Genomic DNA, 23,773 nt, shown 5'->3' with positions numbered 1-23,773 from the left:
CATGCCGACGTCGTGAACGACAACCGGACCACGGGATCACGAAGGACGTCGGCAGCGCGCCCACCCCCTCTCCGGGAGCGCCCACTCCGGACGAAGTGGGACGGCTGCGCGGCACCCCTCAGGCGAGGCTGACCGCGGTGTCCAGCTCCGTCACGGCGGCGGCGAACTGGCTGCGGTAGAGGCGGGCGTAGGCGCCCTCGGCCGCGAGCAGGCTCTCGTGCGTGCCCTGCTCGGCGATGTGCCCGTCCTCCATGACGACGATGAGATCCGCGTCGCGGATGGTCGAGAGCCGGTGCGCGATGACGAAGCTCGTCCGGTCGCCGCGCAGCGCGGCCATCGCCTGCTGCACGAGGCGCTCCGTACGGGTGTCGACCGAGCTCGTCGCCTCGTCGAGGATCAGCAGGCTCGGGTCGGCGAGGAAGGCGCGCGCGATCGTCAGCAGCTGCTTCTCCCCGGCGGAGATGTTGCCGCCCTCGTCGTCGAGGTGGGTGTCGTAGCCGTCGGGCAGCGAGTGCACGAAGCGGTCGACGTAAGTCGCCTCCGCGGCGGCCCGCACCTGCTCGCGGGTCGCGCCCGGCCGCCCGTAGGCGATGTTGTCGCCGATCGTCCCGCTGAAGAGCCACGTGTCCTGCAGGACCATGCCGGTGCGCGAGCGCAGCTCGGCGCGCGACATGGTCGTGATGTCGACGCCGTCGATGGTGATCCGCCCGGAGTCGAGCTCGTAGAAGCGCATGGTGAGGTTGACCAGCGTCGTCTTGCCGGCACCGGTCGGCCCGACGATCGCGACGGTCTGGCCCGGCTCGACGACGAGGTCGAGGCCCTCGATGAGCGGCTTCGCCGGGTCGTAGCTGAAGGAGACGTCCTCGAAGGCGACCCGCCCGTGCCCGTCGCCTCGGGCGGCCGGCACCTCCGGGTCCTCGACCTGCTCCGGCGCGTCGAGCACCTCGAAGACCCGCTCGGCCGACGCCACCCCCGACTGCATGAGGTTGGCCATCGACGCGACCTGGGTGAGCGGCTGGGTGAACTGCCGCGAGTACTGGATGAAGGCCTGCACGTCACCGAGGGTCATCGTGCCGGAGGCGACCCGCAGGCCACCGACGACGGCGATGACGACATAGTTGAGGTTCCCGACGAACATCATCGCCGGCATGATGATGCCGCTGACGAACTGCGCGCCGAAGCCCGCCGACCGCAGCTGCTCGTTGCGCTCGGCGAAGGCCGCGTCGACCTCCTCCTGCCGCCCGTAGACCTTGACGAGCGAGTGGCCCGTGTACGTCTCCTCGATGACCGAGCTGAGCTCTCCGGTGGACGTCCACTGCTGGATGAAGTGCCGCTGGCTGCGCTTGCCGATCGCGCCGGTGAGCACGATCGAGATCGGGATCGTCACGAGGGCGATGAGCGAGAGCAGCGGGGAGATCCACACCATCATCGCGACCATCGCGACGACCGTGATGAGGCTCGTCAGCAGCTGGCTGAGGGTCTGCTGCAGCGACTGCGCGACGTTGTCGATGTCGTTGGTCACCCGGCTGAGCACTTCGCCGCGCGGCTGCTTGTCGAAGTACGGCAGCGGCAGCCGGTGCAGCTTGGCCTCGACCTCGGCGCGCAGGTCGAAGACGACCCGGTTGACCGCGTGGACGATGACCCGCCCATGCAGCCACGACAGCACCGCGGCGACGACGTAGAGCCCGAGCGCGAGCAGCAGGATGTGACCGATGGCCCCGAAGTCCATGCCCTGCCCCGGGACGAGGTGCGGCATGGCCGCGAGCATGTCGGCCTGGCGGTCCTCCCCCTTCGCCCGCAGCTGCTCGACGATCGTGTCGAGGGGGACGCCGGCGGGCAGCTCCGCGCCGATCCACCCGGCGAAGATCCGGTCGGTCGCCCGGGCGAGCACGAGTGGACCGACCGCGCTCAGCCCGACGGAGACGACGGTCAGGACGATCGCCGTGAGCACGCGGGAGCGCTGCGGGCGCAGCCGGCCGAGCAGGCGCTGGGCCGAAGGGAGGAAGTTCTTCGACTTCTCCCCCGGCGTGCCCATCTGCATCGGTCCGCGACGCGCGGCGGCGCCCGGCCCCCTTCGGGCCTGGGCCGCCTTCTCCTCCGCGGTGGGAACTTCGCTCGCGCTCATGCGGCCTCCTCCCGCGAAGCCTGGGACTCGACGATCTCGACATAGGTCGGGCAGCTCGCGAGGAGCTCGTCGTGGGTGCCGTCGCCGACGACCCGGCCGTCGTCGAGGACGACGATGTGGTCGGCGTCGACGATCGACGAGACGCGTTGGGCGACGACGATGACGACGCTGTCGGTGACGACGGGACGAAGGGCGGCGCGCAGCCTGGCATCGGTCGTCAGGTCGAGCGCCGAGAAGGAGTCGTCGAGGAGATAGATCGCCGGCCGCCGCACGATGGCGCGGGCGATGGACAGGCGCTGACGCTGCCCGCCGGAGAGGTTGGTGCCGCCCTGGGCGACGGGTGCCTCGAGACCTCCGTCGAGAACCCGGACGAAGTCCTCGGCCTGCGCCACGCCCAGCGCCTCCCACAGCTCGTCGTCGCTCGCGTCGGGCTTGGCCTGGCGCAGGTTGGAGGCGATGGTCCCGCTGAAGAGGAAGGCCTTCTGCGGGACGACCGCGATGCTCGACCACAGCAGGGCCGGGTCCTGCTCACGCACGTCGACCCCACCGACGAGGACCCGCCCGCCCGTGACGTCGTGCAGTCGGGGCACGAGGTCGAGCAGCGTCGTCTTGCCGGCGCCCGTCGACCCGATGATCGCCGTCGTGCGGCCGGGCTCGGCCCGCAGGTCCACGTCGCACAGCACGGGCGAGTCGGCACCCGGGTAGGAGAACTCCACGCCCTCGAGGACGACGGAGGGTCGCTGCTCGACCATCGGCCGGGGCTCGCTCGGCGGGACGACGCTCGACTCGGTCGACAGCACCTCGTCGATGCGCCCGGCGGAGACGGCAGCCCGCGGCAGCATCATCGACATGAAGGTCGCCATCATCACCGACATGAGGATCTGCATGAGATAGGTCATGAAGGCGGTGAGGGCACCGATCTGCATCTGCCCGCTCTCGATCCGGTGCGCACCGAACCACAGGACGGCGACGGTCGAGAGGTTGAGGATCAGCATGACGATCGGGAAGGCGAGCGACATGAGGCGGCCCACGGCGACCGCGGAGGCCGTGTACTCGGTGTTGGCCACCTCGAAGCGCTCGCGTTCGCTCCCTTCGCGCACGAAGGCACGCACCACCCGCACGCCGGTGATCTGCTCGCGCAGGATCCGGTTGACGGTGTCGACGCTCGTCTGCATGCGGCGGAAGTTGGGGATCATCGCCCGGATCACCAGACCCACCGACACGGCGAGCAGCGGCACCGCGACCGCGACGAGCCAGCTGAGACCGATGTCCTCGCGCAGGGCCATGATCACGCCGCCGATCATCATCATCGGCGCGGTGACCATCATCGTCAGCGCCATGTTGGTGACCGTCTGCACCTGGGTGACGTCATTGGTGGTGCGCGAGATGAGCGTCGGCGCACCGAAGCGGGCGACCTCCTGGGCGCTGAAGCTGCCCACCCGCGAGAAGACGGCCGCGCGCAGCCGCGCGGCCATCGTCGCCGACAGGCCGGCGCCGATCCACGTCGCGGCGATGGTCGCGACGATCTGGACGACGGAGACGGCGAGCATGACGCCGCCGTGGCGCACGATGTAGCCGGTGTCGCCGGTCGCCACACCGTTGTCGATGATCTCGCCGTTGAGGCTGGGCAGGTAGAGGGAGGCGAGGGTCGCGGCGAGCTGCAGGACGAGGAGCAGCAGAACCCGGCCGCCCGTGCCGCTCAGGTGGCGGCGCACGAGGCTGATGAGCACCGGTCGATTGTTGCACCGTGCAGGTAGTGCACCAACATCTTTTCGGTCCAGAGGAGGCCGCCCGCGGCCGTCTTGCTGTCGGTCCTTGAGGAGGCCGCCCGCGGCCGTCTCGAAGGGTCAGGCCGGGATATCCGGTGCTGGCCGGGAAATCCGCTGATGACCGCGCAATTGCACGGCCCGGAGCAGATATCCCGGCCATGTCAGGACTTCTCGGCCCGCGGATCGACGGGGCGGCCCGAGCGGGCCAGCCCCCTCAGCGTCCGTAGCGCCCTTGGTCGCGCGCCTGCCAGCAGCGCGAGTGCCAGTGCCGTCGGTCGTCCGCTCCCCCGAGCCCGTCGTCGGGCCAGACGACGACGTGGGGCGTCCCCGGTCGGATCTCGTGCGTGCACCCGGGGCACGTGTAGGTGCGCTCGGAGGTCTGCCCGGCGAGCCGCCGCACGATCCACGCGCGGCCCATCCACGTCTCCCGCGTCTGCGGTGCCCGGCCCAGCGCGAGCGGTCGGTGCTCGTCACGGCGACGGCGGTTGCTGCGGGGCATGACTCCAGTCTGGCAAACGTGGCGATGCACGATGCACCGCGCTTCTGCGCACCACCCCTCGCACGGACCGCCGCGTGTCACGCGGCAGTTCGTCACAGCCCGCCCGAGCTATCCCCGCGAATCCGGGGGCACGCCGATTCGTATCGCTGAACTGCCGCGCGACACACCACGGCCCCGGACCGAAGGGAGATCCGGGGCCGTGGTCGTGCGCGGCGATCAGTAGGTGCGGAAGCCCTCACCGGTCTTGCGGCCGAGCTTGCCGGCGGCGACGACCTCGCGCAGCAGCCGGGCCGGGGTGAGCGACTCGTGCTCGAACTCCGCGAGGAGCTCCTCCTCGATCGCCACGGCGACGTCGTTGCCGACGACGTCGAGCAGGGCGAAGGGCCCCATCGGGTAGCCGTAGTGCTCGGTGATCGCTCCGTCGACCGTGTCGATCTCTGCGCCCTCCTCGTGCGCCTTGATGGCGTCGTTGAGGTAGGGGAAGAGCAGCGCGTTGACGATGAAACCGGCGCGGTCGGCGCAGCTGACGGCGACCTTGCGGGTGCTGCGGCACAGGTCGAGGACCGTGTCGAGCACGTCCTGACCGGTCGTCGGGTGGTTGATGACCTCGACGAGCTTCATCACCGGCGCGGGGTTGAAGAAGTGCATGCCGACGACGTCCTGGGGGCGCTTCGTCTGGGCGGCGAGGTCGGCGATGGACAGCGAGGAGGTCGTCGTCGCGAGGACGGCCCCGGGCTTGCAGATGCGGTCGAGGTCGGCGAAGAGCTGGTTCTTGATGCCGATCTCCTCGGCGATGGCCTCGACGACGATGTCGACGTCACCGAGGGCCTCGCGCTCGGTCGCGCCGGTGAGGCGGCCGAGGATCGCGTCGGCGTCGCCCTGCTCGAGCCGACCCTTGTCGACCTGGCGGGCGAGGTTCTTGGCGATCTTGGCGGCGACGGCGTCGACCTTGTCCTGGGTGCGCGCGATGTAGGTCACGGGGAAGCCGTTGGCCGCGAAGACCTCGACGATGCCGCTGGCCATGGTGCCGGAGCCGACGACGCCGACCGTCTTGACCGGGCGGGCGGCGCCCTGCCCGGTCGCGGCCGGGGTCAGCTCGTCGGCGACGACCTCGTCACCCTCGTAGGTGTAGAAGCCCTTGCCGGCCGCCTTGCCGGTGCGCCCCTCGGCGATGAGTCGCTCGATGGCGGCGCTGGGCTGGTGACGCGGGTCGCCCGTCTGCTCGAAGCGCGCGGCGAGCGCGTCGCGGACGGTCTCGAGGCCGAGCTCGTCGATGACGGTGAGCGGCCCCTTGGGCAGGCCGCAGCCGAAGCGCATGCCGTTGTCGAGGTCCTCACGCGAGGCGTACTGCTCGTCGAACATCGAGGCGGCGTGGTTCAGGTACGGGAAGACAAGGGCGTCTGCAAGGGCGCGGGAGTCTGACATGACGAGCACTATCGCAGTCCACCTGACCCCCCGGGTAGGGGTTCGCGGCGTGACGGTCCGCACAGGGTCGATCACGCGCGAACCCGTGGTGCGCGTAGGGTCTGCGGGGTGCGAGTGGTGATTGCGACGTGCAGTGTCGACTACGAGGGGCGGCTCAACGCCCACCTGCCCCTGGCGACCCGCCTGCTCATGGTCAAGGCCGACGGATCGGTCCTCGTCCACAGCGACGGCGGCTCCTACAAGCCGCTCAACTGGATGGCCCCGCCGTGCTCCATGGCCGAGGTCGAGCCCGACGAGACCGAGGCCGCCGAGGGGGTCGAGTCGGTCTGGGTCGTCCAGCACGCCAAGACCGAGGACCGCCTGCGGGTCAAGCTCCACGAGGTGCACCACGACTCCGCCCACGACCTCGGCGTCGACCCCGGCCTGGTCAAGGACGGTGTCGAGGCTCACCTGCAAAAGCTGCTCGCCGAGCACATCGAGACCCTCGGCGAGGGCTACACGCTCGTGCGCCGCGAGTACATGACGGCCATCGGCCCGGTCGACATCCTCGCCAGGGACGCCCAGGGCGTCTCCGTCGCCGTCGAGATCAAGCGCCGCGGCGAGATCGACGGTGTCGAGCAGCTGACCCGCTACCTCGAGCTGATGAACCGCGACCCGGCCCTGCGCCCGGTCACCGGTGTATTCGCCGCCCAGGTCATCAAGCCGCAGGCGCGCACCCTGGCCGAGGACCGCGGCATCCGCTGCGTCACCCTCGACTACGACGAGCTCAAGGGCATCGACACGAGCATGCACCGCCTCTTCTGACCGGTTCAGTCCAGCTCCAGCCGGACGAAGGGGGCGCCCGTCACCTCGCCGGGTGGTCTGGCCAGCACGAGCACGGTCTCGCCGCGGTGCAGGTCGGCGATGGCACCGAGCGTGGCCGGCGGGGCCGCGCCGGCCGCGAGTCCCTCCTCGTTCTCCAGCGGCGCGCCGAGCCGCTGCGCCAGCTCCTCCCCTACCGCCAGGTCGGGTGGTCGCACGACAGCGAGCACCCGCGCGCCCGCGAGGGCGTCGACGAGGGAGGCCACTCCCTTCGCTCCGCGGGGTGGGGTGGCGACGAGCAGGGTCGCCGGGCAGTGCAGGGCCACCACTCGACCCTAGCCCCACGCCGGGTCACATCAGGCTGATCGCCAGCCCGATCGCGCACGGGAGCATCGTCGCGATCGTCCCCAGGCCGAGACCACGCGCGGCCGGGCGGGGCACGAGCAGCAGCGCGGCACCGATGGCCGCGCCGACGCCGCAGGCGACGAGCCCGGAGAAGGCGATGTCACTGCCGGTGTACGCCAGCGCACCGGCGACGACGACCCAGGCGATCGCCGCGACGGGGACCGCGACGACCGCGTGCAGCCAGGAGACCCGGGCCCTGCTCACGCGTCGACGGTCTCCCGGGCGGGGAGCCCGCGGCGCTCACGGATGATGTCGACGAAGGAGCCCATGATCTCGTTGAGACCGAAGTCCTTGGGCGTGAAGACCGCCGCGACACCGAGCTCGCGCAGCCGGGCCGCATCGGACTCGGGGATGATCCCGCCGACGACGACCGGGATGTCACCGGCACCCTCGGCCTCGAGGCCCTTGAGGATGTCGGGGACGAGCTCCATGTGCGAGCCGGAGAGGATCGAGACGCCGACGAGGTCGACGTCCTCGGCCACGGCCGCGGAGACGATCTGCTCGGGCGTCAGCCGGATGCCCTGGTAGACCACCTCGAAGCCCGCGTCACGCGCCCGCACGGCGATCTGCTCGGCGCCGTTGGAGTGGCCGTCGAGGCCGGGCTTGCCGACGAGGACGCGCAGCCGCTCGCCGAGCTCCTCGCCCGTCGCGGCCACCCGCGAGCGGACCTCGACGAGGTCCGCCGAGCCGCCGTCGGCGACGCCGACCGACCCGGAGACCCCCGTGGGAGCGCGGAACTCACCGAAGACCTCACGCAGCGCCTGGGCCCACTCCCCGACGGTGACCCCGGCGCGGGCGCAGACGAGCGAGGCCTCCATGAGGTTGTCGTCGGTCGCCGCGACCTCCTTGAGGCGGGCGAGCGAGTCGGCGGCCGCGGCGGCGGCCTGCGGGTCGGCGTCGCGCTCGGTGCGCCATGCGCGCACGGCCTCGACGGCCTTGGCCTCGACATCGGCGTCGACGGTCTGGATCGCGGTGTCGAGGTCGGCGGTCAGCGGGTTGGGCTCGGTGGTCTCGAACTTGTTGACGCCGACGACGATGTCCTCGCCGGCCTCGATCCGCTGGCGACGCAGCGAGTGGCTGGCGACGAGCGCGTTCTTCATGTAACCCGACTCGACGGCCGGCACGGCACCGCCCATCTCCTGGATCCGGTCGATCTCGGCCTTGGCGCCCTCGACGAGCTCGGCGACCTTGCGCTCGACGACCGGCGAGCCGGTGAAGAGGTCGTCGTACTCGAGCAGGTCGGACTCGAAGGCGAGGACCTGCTGCAGTCGCAGCGCCCACTGCTGGTCCCACGGGCGGGGCAGGCCGAGCGCCTCGTTCCACGCGGGCAGCTGGACCGCGCGGGCCCGGGCGTCCTTGCTCAGCGTGACGGCGAGCATCTCGAGCACGATGCGCTGGACGTTGTTCTCCGGCTGGGCCTCGGTCAGGCCGAGGCTGTTGACCTGGACGCCGTAGCGGAAGCGGCGCTGCTTGGCGTCGGTGACGCCGTAGCGCTCGCGGGTGATCTCGTCCCACAGCTCGACGAAGGCGCGCATCTTGCACATCTCCTCGATGAAGCGCACGCCGGCGTTGACGAAGAAGGAGATGCGGGCGACGACCTTGCCGAAGTCCTCGTCGGGCACCCGGCCGGACGCCTTGACGGCGTCGAGCACGGCGATCGCCGTCGACATCGAGTAGGCGATCTCCTGCACCGGCGTCGCCCCGGCCTCCTGCAGGTGGTAGCTGCAGATGTTGGTGGGGTTCCACTTGGGGATCTCACCGACGGTGTAGGTCACCATGTCGGTGATGAGGCGCATGGAGGGCCCGGGCGGGAAGACATAGGTCCCGCGGCTCAGGTACTCCTTGATGATGTCGTTCTGAGTCGTGCCGGCGAGCCGGGCACGAACCTCGGCCGGGTCCTCCCCCGCGGCCTCGGCCTGCTCCTCGGCGGCGACCTGGTAGAGCGCGAGCATGTACATCGCGACGGCGTTGATCGTCATCGAGGTGTTCATCTCGCCGAGCGGGATCTGGTCGAAGAGCCGACGCATGTCACCGATGTGGCTGATCGGCACGCCCACCTTGCCGACCTCGCCGCGGCTGAGCACGTGGTCGGGGTCGTAGCCGGTCTGCGTCGGCAGGTCGAAGGCCACCGACAGACCGGTCTGGCCCTTGGCGAGGTTGCGCCGGTAGAGCTCGTTGGACGCGGCCGCGCTGGAGTGCCCGGCGTAGGTCCGCATCACCCAGGGGCGGTCGCGCTCGGGACGGGCTGCCTCGGCTGCGGGCGTGGGGGCATCGGTGCTGTCGGCCATAGGTGGCAAGGTACCCGCGCGCCCCGGCGTGGCGTAGGCCTGTCCGCGGTGAATGACGCCACACCCGGGCGCCCCACCCCGCAGGCGAAGGGGGCCGACGTCACCCGATGCGGTCGGTGACCAGCGCCATGGGTAGCGCCCCGCCGTCTCGCTCGTCACCGTGCAGTCCTCCCGCCGTCTCGACGCCGGGAGTCTAGGTGCGGCGGCGCGGCCGCGCGCGCTCAGACCGCGACGGTGCGGCGGCGCAGCGCGAGGGCCGGCGACGGCGTCTCGTGCAGGAGGCGCACCAGCCCGGCCCGACGCAGCAGGCGCGTGGTCCGCTCGTCGGCCCCGACGTAGCGCAGGCGACGTCCGGCACGCGCCGCGCGCGCATGCGCCGCGACGAGCGTCGCGAAGCCGACCTGGTCCACCACGGTCGACTCGGAGATGTCCACGAGGACCAGGTCACCCCCTTCGCGCACGGCGGTGACCAGCTCCTGCCGCAGGTCTGCGCTGTGCCGCAGGTCGAAGGGCACGTGGACTCGGACGCGGGTGGTCCCTGCGCCACCCACGGGCGACAGCGCGGTCGTTGCGCTCATGACGGCTACCTGCTTTCCCCTGCGTGAACCGTTGTCACCCAGTGTGACGTGCGAAACACCGCCGGGGTTGCACCTGCCAATCACGATGTCATCACGCCATGACCAGCGTCAGGTCAGGACTCCCCCTTCGCGCCACCATCCGGACGACCCCGGGACGTCGCTCGCGGGGGTCTGCGACGATGACGCCATGGTCAACCTCACGAGGATCTACACCCGCACCGGCGACGAGGGGACGACCGCGCTCGGCGACTTCAGCCGCACGAGCAAGACCGACTCCCGTCTGCAGGCCTACGCCGACGCCAACGAGGCCAATGCCGTCATCGGTGTCGCCGTGGCCACCGGCGGCCTGACCGACGAGGTCGTCGCGACCCTCACCCGGGTGCAAAATGACCTCTTCGACCTCGGCGCCGACCTGTCGACGCCGCTGCAGGCCGACCCCGAGTACCCACCGCTGCGGGTCAAGCAGGAGTGGGTCGACGAGCTCGAGGCCGACTGCGACCACTACCTGACCCAGGTCGAGAAGCTGCGCTCCTTCATCCTCCCCGGTGGCACCGCCGGTTCCGCCCACCTGCACCACGCGACGACCGTCGTGCGGCGCGCGGAGCGCTCGGCGTGGGCGGCCCGGGAGGAGTACGGCACCGAGACGGCCGACGAGCGCGGGACCGGCGGCGTCAACCCCCTGACGACGACCTATCTCAACCGCCTGTCGGACCTGCTCTTCATCCTCGCCCGGGTGGCCAACCTGCCGATCGGCGGCGACGTGCTCTGGCAGCCCGGCGGCGGCCGCGAGGAGCGTCCCACCAAGGACGCACGACCGTGAGGAGAGGCGAAGGGGGGCTCAGGTCACGTTGACGTTGTGGCCCGGCGGCGCCGACTCCAGCCAGGAGCGGATCGCCGGGTAGATCTTCGGCTCGACCGCGAGGCGGGCGAGCACCCCGTCACGGCCGCTGAGCGTCACCGAGAGGGCACCGTCGAGGCCCGGGATCGAGACGGTCTCGCCCGACTGCGGGGTGGAGATCTCCAGGCCCTCACGCAGCCAGGTCATCGTCGGGTGCGTCGTCACTCTTCCGACGCTGAACCAGTCGAGCCGGTCCGACCCGAGACGCAGCAACCCGAGTCGCCACCGGGGCGACTCGGGCAACTTGACGGCGCACGGGTTCAAGGGGCCGTGGGCGGCCAACGATCGGCGACGCAGCCACACCAGCACCAGCCACAGCGCGAGGAGTAGACACCCTGCGAGCAGGACGAGCTCGACCGCCTGCAGGGTGGACATGAAACGTGCGTCAGGCCTTGGCCGGGGTCTGGACGGTCTCGGCGACGATCGTGACGTTGTCGTGGTCGACGGACAGGAAGCCACCGTCGATCGTGGCGGCCTGGTCCCCACCTTCGGTGGTGTGGATGACGATGTCACCCTCGATCAGCACGCCGAGCAGCGGGGTGTGACCGGGCATGATGCCGATCTCGCCCTCGGTGCTGCGGGCGCGGACCATGCTGGCCTCGCCGGACCAGACCTTGCGGTCGGCGGCGACGAGTTCGACGTTGAGGGAGCTCACGGGAGGGGGGTCCTTCGTCTCGGTGGTGCGGGTGTCCATCGTAGCCCGCGCGTGGTGCGGGCCTGCGCGCGCCTCAGGCGACGACGAGCGCGAAGTAGTCCTGGCCCAGGCCGATGCTGACCGCGCGGACCAGGGAGTAGCCCAGCCAGACCACGGTGAGCGCGATGAGGAGGCGTGGGTTGAGCCGATCGAAGAGGGCGCCCGTGGGGATCCGACGGATCAGCGCGTAGACCGTCCACAGGACGATGCCGGCGGCCGCCACCATCGCGATCGGACCGAAGAAGTTGTACTCGAAAGCGGTACCGACGTTGCCGTGGGCGAGATGGACCCACGAACGGGTCATGCCGCACCCGGGACAGGGCAGGCCGGTCGCGATGCGCAGGAGACAGGTCGGAGCACCCGACTCGACGGACTGGACCGGCCACAGCCGGGCGATGACCAGACCCGCGAGACTCATGACGGCGAGGATCGGCATGATGGTCCGCTCGGCGATGCTCACGCCGCGTGCGAAGTGCACCTGCCCGCCGGTCTGCTGGGTCATCGCAGCGGCCGCCCGTCGACGTCGACCATCTTGCGGGTCACGACGAGGATGATGTCGATGAGGCTCCAGATGCCGGCACCGCCGCAGGTGACGAGCTTGAGCACCCCGAGCAGGGTCTGGCCGAGGTAGAAGCGGTCGACGCCGAGGCTCCCGACGAAGATCGACAGCAGCAGGGTGGTCATCCACTCGCGGCTGGAGAAGAGCCCGGGCACCTGCGACGCGGGGAACCACGTCTGCTGGCCCTCGGCACGGACCGGGGTGTCGCCCTTGAGCTGACCGCCGACGGCCATGCCGGCCAGCTGGGTGAGGTCGTAGGGCCCGTAGTCCTGCCCCATGACGTTGAGGTGGTAGCGCTCGGCACCGGTCAACTGAGGAGCCTGCTGGTATCCGGGCGCCTGGTAGCCGGACTGCGGCTGGCCCTGGCCGGGCTGACCCTGGGCTCCGCCGACCCCGGGGGGCGGGGGCGGGCCGGGCGTGTGCGGCTGGTCGCCGGGAGTCGTCATGGCCGCCAGTGTAGCTGGCCCCCTCCCCCGCGCCCCAATGCCCTACCACGTCAACGAGACGGCCGCCCCCTTCGATGGACGAAGGGGGCGGCCGTCGCGTTGACGCGGGGTGGGGTCAGAGGCTCTTCTGGATCTCCGCCCACTGGCGCTCGACGTCGTCGAGGCCACCGCACATGAAGAAGGCCTGCTCGGCCACGTGGTCGTACTCACCGTCGGCGATCTTGGTGAACGCCTCGATGGTGTCGGTCAGCGGGACCGTCGAACCCTCGATGCCGGTGAACTGCTTGGCGACGTAGGTGTTCTGCGACAGGAAGCGCTGGATACGACGCGCGCGGTTGACGAGGATCTTGTCCTCCTCGGACAGCTCGTCGATACCGAGGATCGCGATGATGTCCTGCAGCTCCTTGTTCTTCTGCAGGATCGACTTCACGCGGACCGCGGTGTTGTAGTGGTCCTCCGCGATGTAGCGACGGTCGAGGATCCGGCTGGTCGAGGTCAGCGGGTCCACGGCCGGGTAGATACCCATCGACGCGATCTCACGGTTGAGCTCGGTCGTCGCGTCGAGGTGCGCGAAGGTCGTCGCCGGCGCCGGGTCGGTGTAGTCGTCGGCCGGCACGTAGATCGCCTGCATCGAGGTGATCGAGTGACCACGCGTCGAGGTGATCCGCTCCTGGAGGACGCCCATCTCGTCGGCGAGGGTCGGCTGGTACCCCACGGCGGAGGGCATGCGGCCCAGCAGCGTGGAGACCTCGGAACCGGCCTGCGTGAAGCGGAAGATGTTGTCGATGAAGAGGAGCACGTCCTGCTTCTGCACATCGCGGAAGTACTCCGCCATGGTCAGGGCGGACAGGGCGACGCGCAGACGCGTGCCCGGCGGCTCGTCCATCTGGCCGAAGACCAGGGCGGTCTGACCGAGGACGCCGGCCTCCTCCATCTCGACCATGAGGTCGTTGCCCTCACGGGTGCGCTCGCCGACACCGGCGAACACGGAGACACCACCGTGGTCGCGCGCGACTCGGGCGATCATCTCCTGGATGAGGACGGTCTTGCCGACACCGGCACCACCGAAGAGGCCGATCTTGCCACCCTGGACGTAGGGGGTCAGCAGGTCGATGACCTTGATGCCGGTCTCGAACATCTGGGTCTTCGACTCGAGCTGGTCGAAGGCCGGGGCGGAGCGGTGGATGCCCCAGCGCTCGTTGACCTCGAGGGTCTGGCCCTCCTCGAGGTTGAGGCAGGCGCCGGTCGCGTTGAAGACCTTGCCGAGGGTGACGTCACCGACGGGGACCGTGATCGGGCCGCCGGTGTCCTGCACCTGGCCGCCGCGGACGAGACCGTCGGTAGGCTGCAGGGAGATGGCGCGGACCATGTTGTCGCCGATGTGCTGGGCGACCTCGAGGTTCAGCGTGCGGGTGGTCTCCCCGAGCTGGACCTCGGTGGTGAGCAGGTTGTACTGGTCGGGCATGGTGTCGGCGCTGAACTCGACGTCGACGACCGGGCCGGTGACGCGGGAGATGCGCCCGACCCCACCCGCCTGGGTGGTGTTCTCTTCGGTGACGGTGGCAGTCATGGGTTCTCTCTACCTTCTCACTTGGACTCGGCAAGGGCCCCGGCCCCGCCGACGATCTCGGAGATCTCCTGGGTGATCTCGGCCTGACGGGCCTGGTTGGCCAGTCGGGTGTACTTCTTGATGAGCTCCTCGGCGTTGTCGGTCGCCGACTTCATCGCGCGCTGACGTGCCGCGAGCTCGGAGGCCGCCGCCTGGAGGAGGCAGTTGAAGATGCGCGCGTTGACATAGCGCGGGAGCAGCGTGTCGAGCAGCTCCTCGCCGCTCGGCTCGAACTCGTAGAGCGGGTACAGCTCCTCCTCGCCCGGCTCCTCGACGCCCTCGACGACCTCGAGCGGCAGCAGCCGGATGACCTCGGCCTCCTGCGTGACCATCGAGACGAAGCGGGTGAAGACGACGTGGACCTCGTCGACGCCGCCGTCCTCGAAGTCCGTGGTGAAGTCGGCGACGAGCCGCTCGCCGATCTCACGGGCGTTGTCGAAGCTGGGCTTCTCGGACGAGCCGGTCCACTCGGCGACGTACTCCTTCTTGCGGAAGGAGTAGTAGGAGACCGCGCGACGACCCACGAGGTACGTCTGGACCTCCTTGCCCTGGTCACGAAGGGCGGCGGAGACCCGCTCCCCCTCCTTGAGGACGTTGGAGTTGTAGCCGCCCGCGAGGCCGCGGTCGGCGGCGATGACGAGCACCGCGGCACGGCGCACGTTGTCCGGCTCGGTGGTCAGCGGGTGGTCCTCGTCGGAGTACGTGGCCACGGCCGACGCGGCGCGCGTCAGGGCGCGGGCGTAGGGCGTGGACTCACGCACGGCCTGCTGGGCCTTGACGACCCGCGAGGCCGCCATGAGCTCCATGGCGCGCGTGATCTTCTTGGTCGCACTGACGGACCGGATGCGCTGCCGGTACTCCCGGATCTGCGCTCCCATGTGCTTCCGCCTCTCTGGTGGTCTGTGGTCGGCTCAGGGCCGGCGGTCGGGGCTGCTGCCCCCGGTCGGGCGTCGCGGACGACGCCCGACCGGTGGTGGGTCAGCGCTTCTGCTTGACGATCTGGACCTGCTCGGAGTCCTGGGCGTCCTCGCCCGACTCCTCGGCGGAACCGACCGGGACCTCGTCCTTGTTGGACGGGGCGAAGGTCTCGCGGAAGCTCTTGATCTCGGCCTCGAGGGCGGAGATCGTCGAGTCCTCGAGCTTGCCCGTCTCCTGGATGCCCTCCATGAGGTCGTTCTTGTTGCGACGCAGGTGGTCGAGGAACTCGGCCTCGAAGCGACGCACGTCCTCGACGGCGATGGGGTCCAGCTCACCGGTGGTGCCGGCCCAGATGGCGACGGCCTGCTCGGGCACCGGGTAGGGGTCGGCCTGCTTCTGCTTGAGCAGCTCGACGAGGCGGGCGCCTCGGGCCAGCTGCTGCTTCGACGCCGGGTCCAGGTCGGACGCGAACATCGCGAAGGCCTCGAGGGCGCGGTACTGGGCCAGGTCGAGCTTGAGGCGACCGGAGACCGACTTCATCGCCTTGGTCTGCGCGGCCGAGCCGACACGCGAGACCGAGACACCCACGTCGATGGCGGGGCGGACGTCGGAGTTGAAGAGGTCGGCCTGCAGGTAGATCTGGCCGTCGGTGATCGAGATGACGTTGGTCGGGATGTACGCCGAGACGTCGCCCGCCTTGGTCTCGATGATCGGCAGACCGGTCATCGAGCCGGCGCCCATGTCGTCGGAGAGCTTGGCGCAGCGCTCCAGCAGACGCGAGTGCAGGTAGAAGACGTCACCCGGGTAGGCCTCGCGACCCGGCGGGCGGCGCAGCAGCAGCGACATCGAGCGGTAGGCCTCGGCCTGCTTGCTCAGGTCGTCGAAGACGATGAGGACGTGCTTGCCCTGGTACATCCAGTGCTGGCCGATGGCCGAGCCGGTGAAGGGGGCGAGGTACTTGAAGCCGGCGGCGTCGGAGGCGGGAGCCGCGACGATCGTCGTGTACTCCATGGCGCCGGCCTCCTCGAGCGTGCCCTTGACGGACGCGATCGTGGAGCCCTTCTGGCCGATGGCCACGTAGATGCAGCGCACCTGCTTCTGCGGGTCGCCGGTCTCCCAGAACTGCTTCTGGTTGATGATCGTGTCGACCGCGACCGTGGTCTTGCCGGTCTGGCGGTCACCGATGATCAGCTGACGCTGGCCACGGCCGATCGGGGTCATGGCATCGACCGACTTCAGGCCGGTCTGCAGCGGCTCGTGGACCGACTTGCGCTGCACGACCGAGGGGGCCTGCAGCTCGAGCGCGCGGCGCTCCTCGGCCTCGATCTCGCCGAGGCCGTCGATGGGCTGGCCGAGCGGGTTGACGACGCGGCCGAGGAAGTTGTCACCGACCGGGACCGAGAGGACCTCGCCGGTCCGCTTGACCGTCTGGCCCTCCTCGATCTTGGAGAAGTCGCCGAGGACGACGACACCGATCTCGTGGACGTCGAGGTTGAGCGCGAGGCCGAGGGTGCCGTCCTCGAACTCGAGCAGCTCGTTGGTCATGGCCGAAGGGAGTCCCTCGACGTGGGCGATGCCGTCACCGGTGTCGGTGACGCGGCCGACCTCTTCGCGGGAGGCCGCGCCCGGGTTGTAGGACCGCACGTAGCCGTCCAGGGCGTCCCGGATCTCCTCCGGACGGATCGAAAGCTCCGTCATGTTGTCTTCTCCTCGTTGCCGGCCGCTGTGGTGGCCGAATATGTGGTCTGCATGGTGGGTCTGACCCGGGCTCAGCCGGCCAGGTGGCGCTTCGCCTCGTCGAGACGTCGCAGGACGGTCCCGTCGACGACCTCGTCGCCGATCTGGACCCGGATCCCGCCGATGACGTCCTCGTCGTGGACGATCTGCAGCTGGACGGGCTTGCTGTAGATCTGCTGCAGCGCGCCGGCCAGGCGGGTGCGCTGCTCCTGCGTGAGGTCGACCGCGGTCGTCACGACGGCGGTCAGCTGCTGGCGACGCTCGGCCGCGATGTCGAGGTAGGCCTCGAGCGTGCGGTCGAAGCGACGACCCCGCGGCGCCAGGACCGCCTGGCGAGCCAGTCGGACCGTCTCCGGCCGGGCCTTGCCCTGCAGGAGGGTGCTGACGAGGTCGGCCTTGCCGGCCGGGTCGCCCTGACGGTTGCCCAGGGCGTCACGCAGCTCGGGGTTGCCGTCGACGAGACGCTCGAAGCGGAAGAGCTCGTCCTCGACCTGGTCGAGGCTGCCGCTGGCCTCGGCCCCCTTGAGGAGGGCCTCGACGCCGAAGCGCTCGATCGTGTCGGTGAGGTCGCGGTCCTGCGCCCAGCGCTGGGTCACGAGCACCGAGACGACGCCCACGGTCTCGTTGGACAGCTTGCCGTGGAGCAGCCGGGTGACGAGGTCGGCCCGCTCCTTGCCCTCACGCGAGGGGTCGGCGACGGTGCGGCGCAGTGCCACGTTGTCGTCGAGCAGCGCGGTGACGGCAAAGAGCTCGTCCGCCAGGACGGCCGGGTCCCCGGTCGTCAGCGCGGTCTCGAAGGACTGGCGTCCCTCGGCGACGGCGGCGCGGGAAGAGCCTCGCATCAGGCGTCACGCCCCGTGTCGCCGAGGTCGAGCTGGCCCTGCTCCGCCGGCGCGGCGGTCGCTGCCGCAGCAGCACCCACCTGTTCCGGCTGGACCTGACCCGACTCGAGCTCCGCGAGGAAGCGGTCGATGAGGCCCTGGCGGCTGGAGGAGTCCTGCAGCTCGTGGCCGACGATGCGACCGGCCAGGTCGGTCGCCAGACGACCCACCTCACCGCGCAGGGAGACGAGGGCCTGCTGGCGCTCGGCCTCGATCTGCTTGTGCGCCGACTCGGTGATGCGGTTGGCCTCGTCCTGAGCCTGCCCGCGCATCTCCGCGACGATGGCCGCGCCCTCGGCGCGTGCGTCCTCACGGATCTTGGCGGCCTCGGCGCGAGCCTCGGCCAGCTGGGCCTCGTACTGGGCCTTGGCGGCCTCGGCCTCGGCCTGGGCGTTCTCGGCCTGGGCGATGCCACCCTCGATCGCGGCGTGACGCTCGGCGTAGGCCTTCTCGATGTTCGGAACCACGAACTTCGCCACGACGAAGTAGAGGATCGCGAACATGACGAGCCCGAAGACGAGCTCCGGGATTTGCGGGATGAGCGGCATGCTCTCCCCGCCGGCCGCCGCGAGACCCACGACCGACGAAGCGGTTGCGGTGATGTGCACGGGGTACTCCTAGTGACTGGTGCCGGTTTGACGATGCCGTTGCCGGCGGATCAGTTGATGAAGAAGAGCACCAGACCGAAGATGGCGAGCGCCTCGGCGAGGGCGAAGCCGAGGATGGCGATCGGCTGCAGCAGGCCACGGGCCTCGGGCTGACGGGCGACACCGTTGATGTACGCGGCGAAGATCAGACCGACGGCGATGGCCGGGCCGATGGCGGAGAGGCCGTAACCGATGAGCGAGAGGTTGCCGGAGATTTCCACGATGTTTCCTCTTTCGTGTTTCTGTGATCCGCCGCGGGGTCTGTCCCACGGGGAAGTTCTGGGTGTTGGTGCTATGCAGTTGTAGGTGCGGGGTGCCGACTCAGTGGTCGTCGGCCAGGGCTCCGGCGATGTAGCTGGAGGTCAGGAGGACGAAGACGAACGCCTGGAGGAACTGCACCAGGGCCTCGAAGATGACCATGACGCCGGCCATGAGGAAGGTCGGCAGCGACAGCACCTTGAGCAGGACGCCGCCGTCGAGCAGGAAGTAGGCGCCAGCCGTGACGAAGAGGTAGATGACCATGTGGCCGGCAAACATGTTGCCGAAGAGTCGCAGCGCCAGGGTCAACGGCCGGGTGATGAAGTAGGTGATCAGCTCGAGCAGGAAGACCACGGGGACGATCCAGCCCGGCAGGCCCGGCGGGATCATGTGCTTGAAGTAGCCGACGAAGCCCATCTTCTGGAAGCCCACCCAGTGGTAGACGACGTAGACGACTGCGACGAGGGCGATCGCGAAACCGATCTTGCCCGTCACCGGGTTCATGGCGAAGGGGAAGATGCCCATCAGGTTGTAGAAGAGCACCATCGTGAAGAGGGTGACGATGAGCGGGACGAACCGGCGGAACTCCTTGGTGCCGATCATGTCCTTGGCCACGCTGTTGCGGGGGAAGTTGTAGAAGCCCTCGAGCAGCCACTGGCCCTTGCTCGGGACGACGGCGGCCTTGCGGCTCAGGACGACCAGGACGATCGAGACGACCGCAGTGACGATGGCAGCCCAGGCCATCTGGTTGGTGACGACGATGCCGCCGACCTCGAAGAGCGGCTGCCAGAAGATCTCCGGCGTGGGGGTCTCGTACTCCCCTCCACCGGAAGCAGGCAGCACGGGCGCAGTCAGGATCACTGGTTCTCCTCGTTGTGTGGCTGGGCAGCCGTCTTCTTCCCCGCGGAGGGGGCATCGTCTGTGGGTGCCTGGGACGTACCGTACCGGAGCCAGATCACGTACAGCGACAGAGCCATTCCGCCGACGATCCCGATGATGACGAGGAACGACGTCCCCAGCCACCGGTCGAGCAGCCAGCCGATGGCGCCGTACAGGATGGGCCCGGTGATCAGGTGGGCGAGGACCGTTGCGGCCATCGCGTCGGATGCGGCCGCCGGGTGGGGCCGGGTCGGGTCGGTGCGGTAGCGCTCGGCGCTCGCCGCCGACTCCTCGGCGCTCGGGAGCGCCTTGGTCACGAAGCGAGGGGTCTCCCCCTTCCGCCGCCGGGCGATGGCACTCATGCGCTGGCCCCGGTCGGGTGGATCAGGTGTCGTCCGCGCACGTAGCCGGCCACGACACCTGCCTGGAGGACGACGGTCGCGACGATGGCGGAGAGGGCGGCCGTGCGGCCGTCGAGCCACGACATCTCGCGCACGACGGCGATCGCCGCGACGAGGATGATCAGCTGACCGAGGTAGACCACCCCGGCACCGGCCATCGACGTCCCGACGTCACCGGCCACGATGAGCGAGATCGCCATGAGTCCCGTGAGGACGACGAAGAAAGCGAGGAGCGAACCGACCAGCGCGCTCAACGCGCCGTCGGAACCCCTCGCGAAGGCGCCGACAGCGGTGGTGAGCGCGGTCCCGATGACACCGGCGACGAGAACACCACGGCGCATGCCCGGCACGGGGCTGCGGCGCTGAGTCGTCGTCATCGGCTCACTTCGGGAACGGGAGCATCAGGTGCTCTACGGGTCGGACCAGACGGTCCGGCGGGCGCTTGTGAAAGTTTACACAAGCGCCGCGGAGGCCACCAATCAGGCGTCGATCCGCTGCCCCTGGGCATCGTACTTCTTGGGTCGGTGCCCGGGTCGGGAGAAGCGCGGCAGCCAGATCGTCAGGACCGCGGCGACGCCGAGCATCATCACTCCCCCGATGCCGGCGACGAGCGGCGGCAGGAAGACGAAGCTCACCGCCCCCAGGGCGACGACGGCCGCCCACAGCCACAGCAGCAGCACCGCGCGCCGGTGGCCGTGGCCGATCTGGAGCATGCGGTGGTGCAGGTGCTGGCTGTCGGCGTCCCACGGGCGCTGCCCGCGGGCGGTCCGTCGCGCGACCGCCCACACGACGTCGAGGAGCGGCAGCAGCATGATCGAGATCGGGATGAGCAGCGGCAGCACGGTCGCGGCGACCGCGTTGGCGCTCACCTTCACCTGGTCGGGGTTGATCTGCCCGACGTTGGAGATCGTCGCGGCCGCGAGCAGCAGCCCGAGCAGAAGGGCACCGGAGTCGCCCATGAAGAGCTTGGCCGGGAAGACGTTGTGCGGCAGGAAGCCCAGGCAGCAGCCCGCGAGCGCCGCGGAGATGAAGGTCGCCGAGGAGAAGACGTTGGGCGGGTCGTAGCCACCCGAGATGAGGTAGCTGTAGATGAAGAAGGCACCGGCGGCGATGGCGACGAGGCCCGCCGCCAGGCCGTCGAGCCCGTCGATGAAGTTGACCGCGTTGATGCACAGCACGACGACGAAGATCGTCATGAGCACGAGCACGGGCGCGGGCAGCACGGTCACCGTGCCGAGCGGCAGCGAGAAGAACTGCACCCCGGCGAAGGCGATGATCGCGGCGGCGACGAGCTGACCGCCGAGCTTGGTCAGGGCGTCGAGCTCCTTGACGTCGTCGATCGCCCCGACGAGGCAGACGACGCCCGCCCCCACGAGGATCCCGATGAGCTCACCGGTCTCAAAGACCTGCCGCAGGAAGGGCATCCGCGACGCCGCGAGGGTCGCGGCCGCGTAGCCGAGGAACATCGCCACCCCACCGAGGCGCGGGATCGGCACGACGTGCACGTCGCGCTCCCGCACCTCGGTGAAGGCGCCGACGCGCACCGCGATGGTGCGCACCAGGGGGACGAGGACATAGGTCGAGGCGAGCGCGACGAGGAAGACGAAGACGTACTCCCTCACCGCTGACCCCCGTCCGGTGGCCCGGGTCTCGAGGCTCCTCGCAGGGCTCGTCGCACCTCGACCACCGGCGTGCTACCCCTTCAGCGCGGGTAGGCCGGGAAGGTGGTGACGAGCTCGCTCACCTGGGCACGCACCTCACGGGAGACCTCGTGCTCGGGGTCGGCGTCCCCCTTCGTCACGGCGGTGTGGATGAGCTCGGCGATCTTGACCATCTCGTCGGTGCCCATGCCCTGCGTCGTGACGCACGGGGTGCCGACGCGGATGCCGGAGGCGACCGAGGGCTTCTGCGGATCGTTGGGGATGGCGTTCTTGTTGAGGGTGATGCCGGCCGCGTCGCAACGCGCCTCGGCGTCGACCCCGGTGACGCCGACGCCCTGCAGGTCGAGCAGCGCCAGGTGGGTGTCGGTGCCGCCGGTCGTCGGGCGGATGCCGCGCTTCAGGAGCTCGTCGGCGAGGACCTTGGAGTTGGCGATGACGTCGGCCGCGTACTGCTGGTACTCGGGCGTCGCGCACTCCTTGAAGTTGACCGCCTTGGCCGCGATCGTGTGCATCTGCGGCCCGCCCTGCATCATCGGGAAGATCGCCTTGTCGAGCGCCTTGGCGTGCTCCTCCTTGCACACCAGCGCACCCGAGCGGGGGCCGCGGAGCACCTTGTGCGTCGTGAAGGTGACGACGTCGGCGAGCGGGACCGGGCTCGGGATCGCCTTGCCGGCGACGAGACCGATGAAGTGGGCCGCGTCGACCCACATGATCGCGCCGACCTCGTCGCAGATGGCGCGGATGCGCTCGAAGTCGAGCAGGCGCGGGATCGCCGAACCGCCGGAGCAGATGACCTTGGGCCGGTGCTCCTTGGCCAGGCGCTCCATCTCGTCGTAGTCGACGTCCTCCGTCTCGGGGTGCACGCCGTAGTGGACGGCGTCGAACCACTTGCCCGAGAAGGAGACCTTGGTGCCGTGGGTCAGGTGGCCACCGTGCGGCAGCGACATCGCGAGGATCTTTTCGCCCGGCTGGAGGAAGGCGCCGTAGACGGCCTGGTTGGCGCTGGCACCGGAGTGCGCCTGGACGTTGGCGTGCTGGGCGCCCAGCAGGCTCTTGGCGCGCTCGATCGCCAGGTTTTCCGCCTTGTCGACCTCGGAGCAGCCACCGTAGTAGCGACGCCCCGGGTAGCCCTCGGCGTACTTGTTGCTCAAGGTCGAGCCGAGCGCGGTGAGCACCTCCGGCGAGGAGATGTTTTCGCTGGCGATGAGCTGCAGGCCGCCACGGATGCGGTCGAGCTCGCTGGTGAGGACACCGGCGATCTCCGGGTCGAAGGCGCTCAGGGCACCGAAGTCGGAGCCGTAGAAGGTGTCGTCGGTCATCGAGGGGCCTCCGTGGTCGGGGTGGTGGGGTCGGTCGGGTCGGTCTCGGGGTGGGCCGGGTCCGACGAAGGGAGATCCTCCCACTGCGCGTCGGCGGCGTCACCGGCGGTGCCGTGCCGGGCCTCGTGGTGACGAGCCGCCTCGGCGGCCGCCACCTCGGGGTCCTCGTCGTCGTAGACGGGCAGGTCACCCGGCTGCGGGTCGGGTCCGGCGTCGTCGGCGGAGTCGGTGTCATCGGGCGTCGCCACGTCGGCGACGCCCTCACCGGCGTCGGCGGGCCGGTCGAAGCCCACGCCGAGGATCTCCTCGAGACGCTCGCGGCCGATCGCGCCGAGACGCAGGACGACGGGGTGCTCGCCGGTGCAGTCGATGATCGTCGACGGCTCCTGACTGGTGCGCGGACCACCATCGAGGTAGACGCTCACGGCCGGGCCGAGCTGCACGGCGGCGTCGGTGACGCTGGTGGCCGCCGGCTCGCCGGTGCGGTTGGCGCTCGTCACGGCGAGCGGGCCGGTCTCGCGCAGGACCTCGAGGGCGATCTCGTCGTCGGGCATGCGCAGCGCGACGGTGCCGGCGGTCTCGCCGAGGTCCCAGTGGAGCGACGGCTGGGCGAGCAGCACGAGCGTCAGCGGCCCCGGCCACAGCTCGGTGACCAGCCGGCGGGCCCACTCGGGCACGGCGCGGGCCAGTCCGTCAACGGTGCGCACGTCGGGGATGAGGACGGGCGGGGGCATGTCGCGCCCCCTCCCCTTCGCGCTGAGGACGGCGGCGACCGCCTCGGGGTCGAAGGCATCGGCCCCGATCCCGTAGACGGTGTCAGTGGGGATGACGACGACCTCGCCGCGGCGGACGGCGTCGACCGTCGCCGTCACGCTCTGCTCGCGGTCTGCGGTGGTCGCATCGACGACGGGACTCATGGGGACCACCCTATGCCGCAGGCTCGCGGCGGACGGGGCCGGTCGGGACGCCGCCGAAT

The 23,773-nt window shown here is 70.1% G+C and carries 26 protein-coding genes; 2 read left to right on the top strand and 24 right to left on the bottom strand.

Going from position 1 to position 23,773, the window contains the following annotated elements; translation table 11 throughout:
* Positions 1-118: 118 nt before the first annotated feature.
* The 4 genes from B9B60_RS00500 to B9B60_RS00485 all read right to left on the bottom strand — a co-directional run bounded on the left by B9B60_RS00500 (position 119) and on the right by B9B60_RS00485 (position 5,818).
* On the bottom strand, positions 119-2,125 hold the full coding sequence (locus tag B9B60_RS00500; protein WP_407656432.1) for an ABC transporter ATP-binding protein: 2,007 nt from the start codon (positions 2,123-2,125) through the stop codon (positions 119-121).
* Complete coding sequence (locus B9B60_RS00495) at positions 2,122-3,855, bottom strand: ABC transporter ATP-binding protein (protein ID WP_084449376.1); 1,734 nt, start codon at positions 3,853-3,855, stop codon at positions 2,122-2,124. The genes B9B60_RS00500 and B9B60_RS00495 overlap by 4 nt, the downstream gene beginning before the upstream one ends.
* 253 nt (positions 3,856-4,108) lie before the next feature.
* On the bottom strand, positions 4,109-4,393 hold the full coding sequence (locus tag B9B60_RS00490) for a hypothetical protein (RefSeq protein WP_084449375.1): 285 nt from the start codon (positions 4,391-4,393) through the stop codon (positions 4,109-4,111).
* Positions 4,394-4,609: 216 nt separating this feature from the next.
* Positions 4,610-5,818, bottom strand: coding sequence for a 3-hydroxyacyl-CoA dehydrogenase family protein (locus B9B60_RS00485; RefSeq protein WP_084449583.1), 1,209 nt, complete (start codon positions 5,816-5,818; stop codon positions 4,610-4,612).
* Positions 5,819-5,926: 108 nt separating this feature from the next.
* Here B9B60_RS00485 and nucS point away from each other — a divergent pair, with 108 nt between their 5' ends.
* The gene (gene nucS / locus B9B60_RS00480; protein ID WP_084449374.1) at positions 5,927-6,622 is read left to right on the top strand and encodes an endonuclease NucS; all 696 of its coding nucleotides are present in this window, start codon (positions 5,927-5,929) and stop codon (positions 6,620-6,622) included.
* 5 nt (positions 6,623-6,627) lie between these two features.
* On the opposite strand, the gene B9B60_RS00475 is transcribed toward nucS, so the two are convergent.
* From B9B60_RS00475 to B9B60_RS00460, 4 genes are all read right to left on the bottom strand, one after another.
* Positions 6,628-6,945 carry a hypothetical protein gene (locus B9B60_RS00475; protein WP_084449373.1) on the bottom strand — a complete coding sequence of 106 codons (318 nt, stop codon included), beginning with the start codon at positions 6,943-6,945 and terminating at the stop codon, positions 6,628-6,630.
* A 25-nt stretch (positions 6,946-6,970) separates the two neighbouring features.
* Positions 6,971-7,228, bottom strand: a complete 258-nt coding sequence (locus B9B60_RS00470) for a hypothetical protein (RefSeq protein ID WP_084449372.1) — start codon at positions 7,226-7,228, stop codon at positions 6,971-6,973.
* Positions 7,225-9,240 carry a protein meaA gene (locus B9B60_RS00465; RefSeq protein ID WP_234993690.1) on the bottom strand — a complete coding sequence of 672 codons (2,016 nt, stop codon included), beginning with the start codon at positions 9,238-9,240 and terminating at the stop codon, positions 7,225-7,227. Before B9B60_RS00465 ends, B9B60_RS00470 begins: the two co-directional genes overlap by 4 nt.
* A 293-nt stretch (positions 9,241-9,533) precedes the next feature.
* Positions 9,534-9,890, bottom strand: coding sequence for an STAS domain-containing protein (locus tag B9B60_RS00460; protein ID WP_083546019.1), 357 nt, complete (start codon positions 9,888-9,890; stop codon positions 9,534-9,536).
* Positions 9,891-10,077: 187 nt separating this feature from the next.
* On the opposite strand from B9B60_RS00460, the gene B9B60_RS00455 reads away from it, so the two are divergent.
* Complete coding sequence (locus tag B9B60_RS00455; RefSeq protein WP_084449370.1) at positions 10,078-10,710, top strand: cob(I)yrinic acid a,c-diamide adenosyltransferase; 633 nt, start codon at positions 10,078-10,080, stop codon at positions 10,708-10,710.
* Between the two features lie 18 nt (positions 10,711-10,728).
* Here the strand turns inward: B9B60_RS00455 and B9B60_RS00450 are convergent, their stop codons facing one another.
* The 16 genes from B9B60_RS00450 to B9B60_RS00375 form a co-directional block, all read right to left on the bottom strand.
* Positions 10,729-11,163: a DUF2550 family protein gene (locus B9B60_RS00450; RefSeq protein WP_084449369.1), complete on the bottom strand. Its 435-nt coding sequence runs from the start codon at positions 11,161-11,163 to the stop codon at positions 10,729-10,731.
* A gap of 10 nt (positions 11,164-11,173) precedes the next feature.
* The gene (locus B9B60_RS00445) at positions 11,174-11,443 is read right to left on the bottom strand and encodes a F0F1 ATP synthase subunit epsilon (protein ID WP_084449582.1); all 270 of its coding nucleotides are present in this window, start codon (positions 11,441-11,443) and stop codon (positions 11,174-11,176) included.
* Between the two features lie 73 nt (positions 11,444-11,516).
* Positions 11,517-11,984, bottom strand: coding sequence for a DUF2752 domain-containing protein (locus B9B60_RS00440; protein ID WP_084449368.1), 468 nt, complete (start codon positions 11,982-11,984; stop codon positions 11,517-11,519).
* Positions 11,981-12,487, bottom strand: coding sequence for an NINE protein (locus B9B60_RS00435; protein WP_084449367.1), 507 nt, complete (start codon positions 12,485-12,487; stop codon positions 11,981-11,983). Before B9B60_RS00435 ends, B9B60_RS00440 begins: the two co-directional genes overlap by 4 nt.
* A gap of 115 nt (positions 12,488-12,602) precedes the next feature.
* On the bottom strand, positions 12,603-14,057 hold the full coding sequence (atpD, locus tag B9B60_RS00430) for a F0F1 ATP synthase subunit beta (RefSeq protein WP_084449366.1): 1,455 nt from the start codon (positions 14,055-14,057) through the stop codon (positions 12,603-12,605).
* Between the two features lie 17 nt (positions 14,058-14,074).
* Positions 14,075-14,974, bottom strand: a complete 900-nt coding sequence (locus B9B60_RS00425; RefSeq protein ID WP_084449365.1) for a F0F1 ATP synthase subunit gamma — start codon at positions 14,972-14,974, stop codon at positions 14,075-14,077.
* 100 nt (positions 14,975-15,074) lie between these two features.
* The gene (gene atpA / locus B9B60_RS00420; RefSeq protein WP_072624002.1) at positions 15,075-16,712 is read right to left on the bottom strand and encodes a F0F1 ATP synthase subunit alpha; all 1,638 of its coding nucleotides are present in this window, start codon (positions 16,710-16,712) and stop codon (positions 15,075-15,077) included.
* Between the two features lie 71 nt (positions 16,713-16,783).
* On the bottom strand, positions 16,784-17,593 hold the full coding sequence (locus B9B60_RS00415) for a F0F1 ATP synthase subunit delta (protein ID WP_084449364.1): 810 nt from the start codon (positions 17,591-17,593) through the stop codon (positions 16,784-16,786).
* Entirely contained in the window at positions 17,593-18,240 is a 648-nt protein-coding gene (locus B9B60_RS00410; RefSeq protein ID WP_223277776.1) for a F0F1 ATP synthase subunit B, read from the bottom strand. The genes B9B60_RS00415 and B9B60_RS00410 overlap by 1 nt, the downstream gene beginning before the upstream one ends.
* A 50-nt stretch (positions 18,241-18,290) precedes the next feature.
* On the bottom strand, positions 18,291-18,500 hold the full coding sequence (locus B9B60_RS00405) for an ATP synthase F0 subunit C (RefSeq protein ID WP_185221747.1): 210 nt from the start codon (positions 18,498-18,500) through the stop codon (positions 18,291-18,293).
* A 100-nt stretch (positions 18,501-18,600) separates the two neighbouring features.
* Complete coding sequence (gene atpB / locus B9B60_RS00400; protein WP_084449363.1) at positions 18,601-19,398, bottom strand: F0F1 ATP synthase subunit A; 798 nt, start codon at positions 19,396-19,398, stop codon at positions 18,601-18,603.
* Positions 19,395-19,733, bottom strand: a complete 339-nt coding sequence (locus tag B9B60_RS16750; protein WP_200811081.1) for an AtpZ/AtpI family protein — start codon at positions 19,731-19,733, stop codon at positions 19,395-19,397. Before B9B60_RS16750 ends, atpB begins: the two co-directional genes overlap by 4 nt.
* A gap of 41 nt (positions 19,734-19,774) precedes the next feature.
* The gene (locus B9B60_RS00390; RefSeq protein ID WP_143445371.1) at positions 19,775-20,194 is read right to left on the bottom strand and encodes a hypothetical protein; all 420 of its coding nucleotides are present in this window, start codon (positions 20,192-20,194) and stop codon (positions 19,775-19,777) included.
* 102 nt (positions 20,195-20,296) lie between these two features.
* Positions 20,297-21,439, bottom strand: a complete 1,143-nt coding sequence (locus B9B60_RS00385) for an MraY family glycosyltransferase (RefSeq protein ID WP_084449360.1) — start codon at positions 21,437-21,439, stop codon at positions 20,297-20,299.
* Between the two features lie 80 nt (positions 21,440-21,519).
* Positions 21,520-22,797: a serine hydroxymethyltransferase gene (locus tag B9B60_RS00380; RefSeq protein WP_084449359.1), complete on the bottom strand. Its 1,278-nt coding sequence runs from the start codon at positions 22,795-22,797 to the stop codon at positions 21,520-21,522.
* Positions 22,794-23,714, bottom strand: a complete 921-nt coding sequence (locus B9B60_RS00375; protein WP_084449358.1) for an L-threonylcarbamoyladenylate synthase — start codon at positions 23,712-23,714, stop codon at positions 22,794-22,796. The genes B9B60_RS00380 and B9B60_RS00375 overlap by 4 nt, the downstream gene beginning before the upstream one ends.
* Positions 23,715-23,773 lie beyond the last annotated feature (59 nt).

Origin of the sequence: Janibacter indicus (genome assembly GCF_900176385.1) — a bacterium.
Classification (GTDB): Bacteria; Actinomycetota; Actinomycetes; order Actinomycetales; family Dermatophilaceae; genus Janibacter; species Janibacter indicus.
Note: the sequence above shows the minus strand (reverse complement) of the source record. Positions and strands in the feature narration are given on the sequence as shown.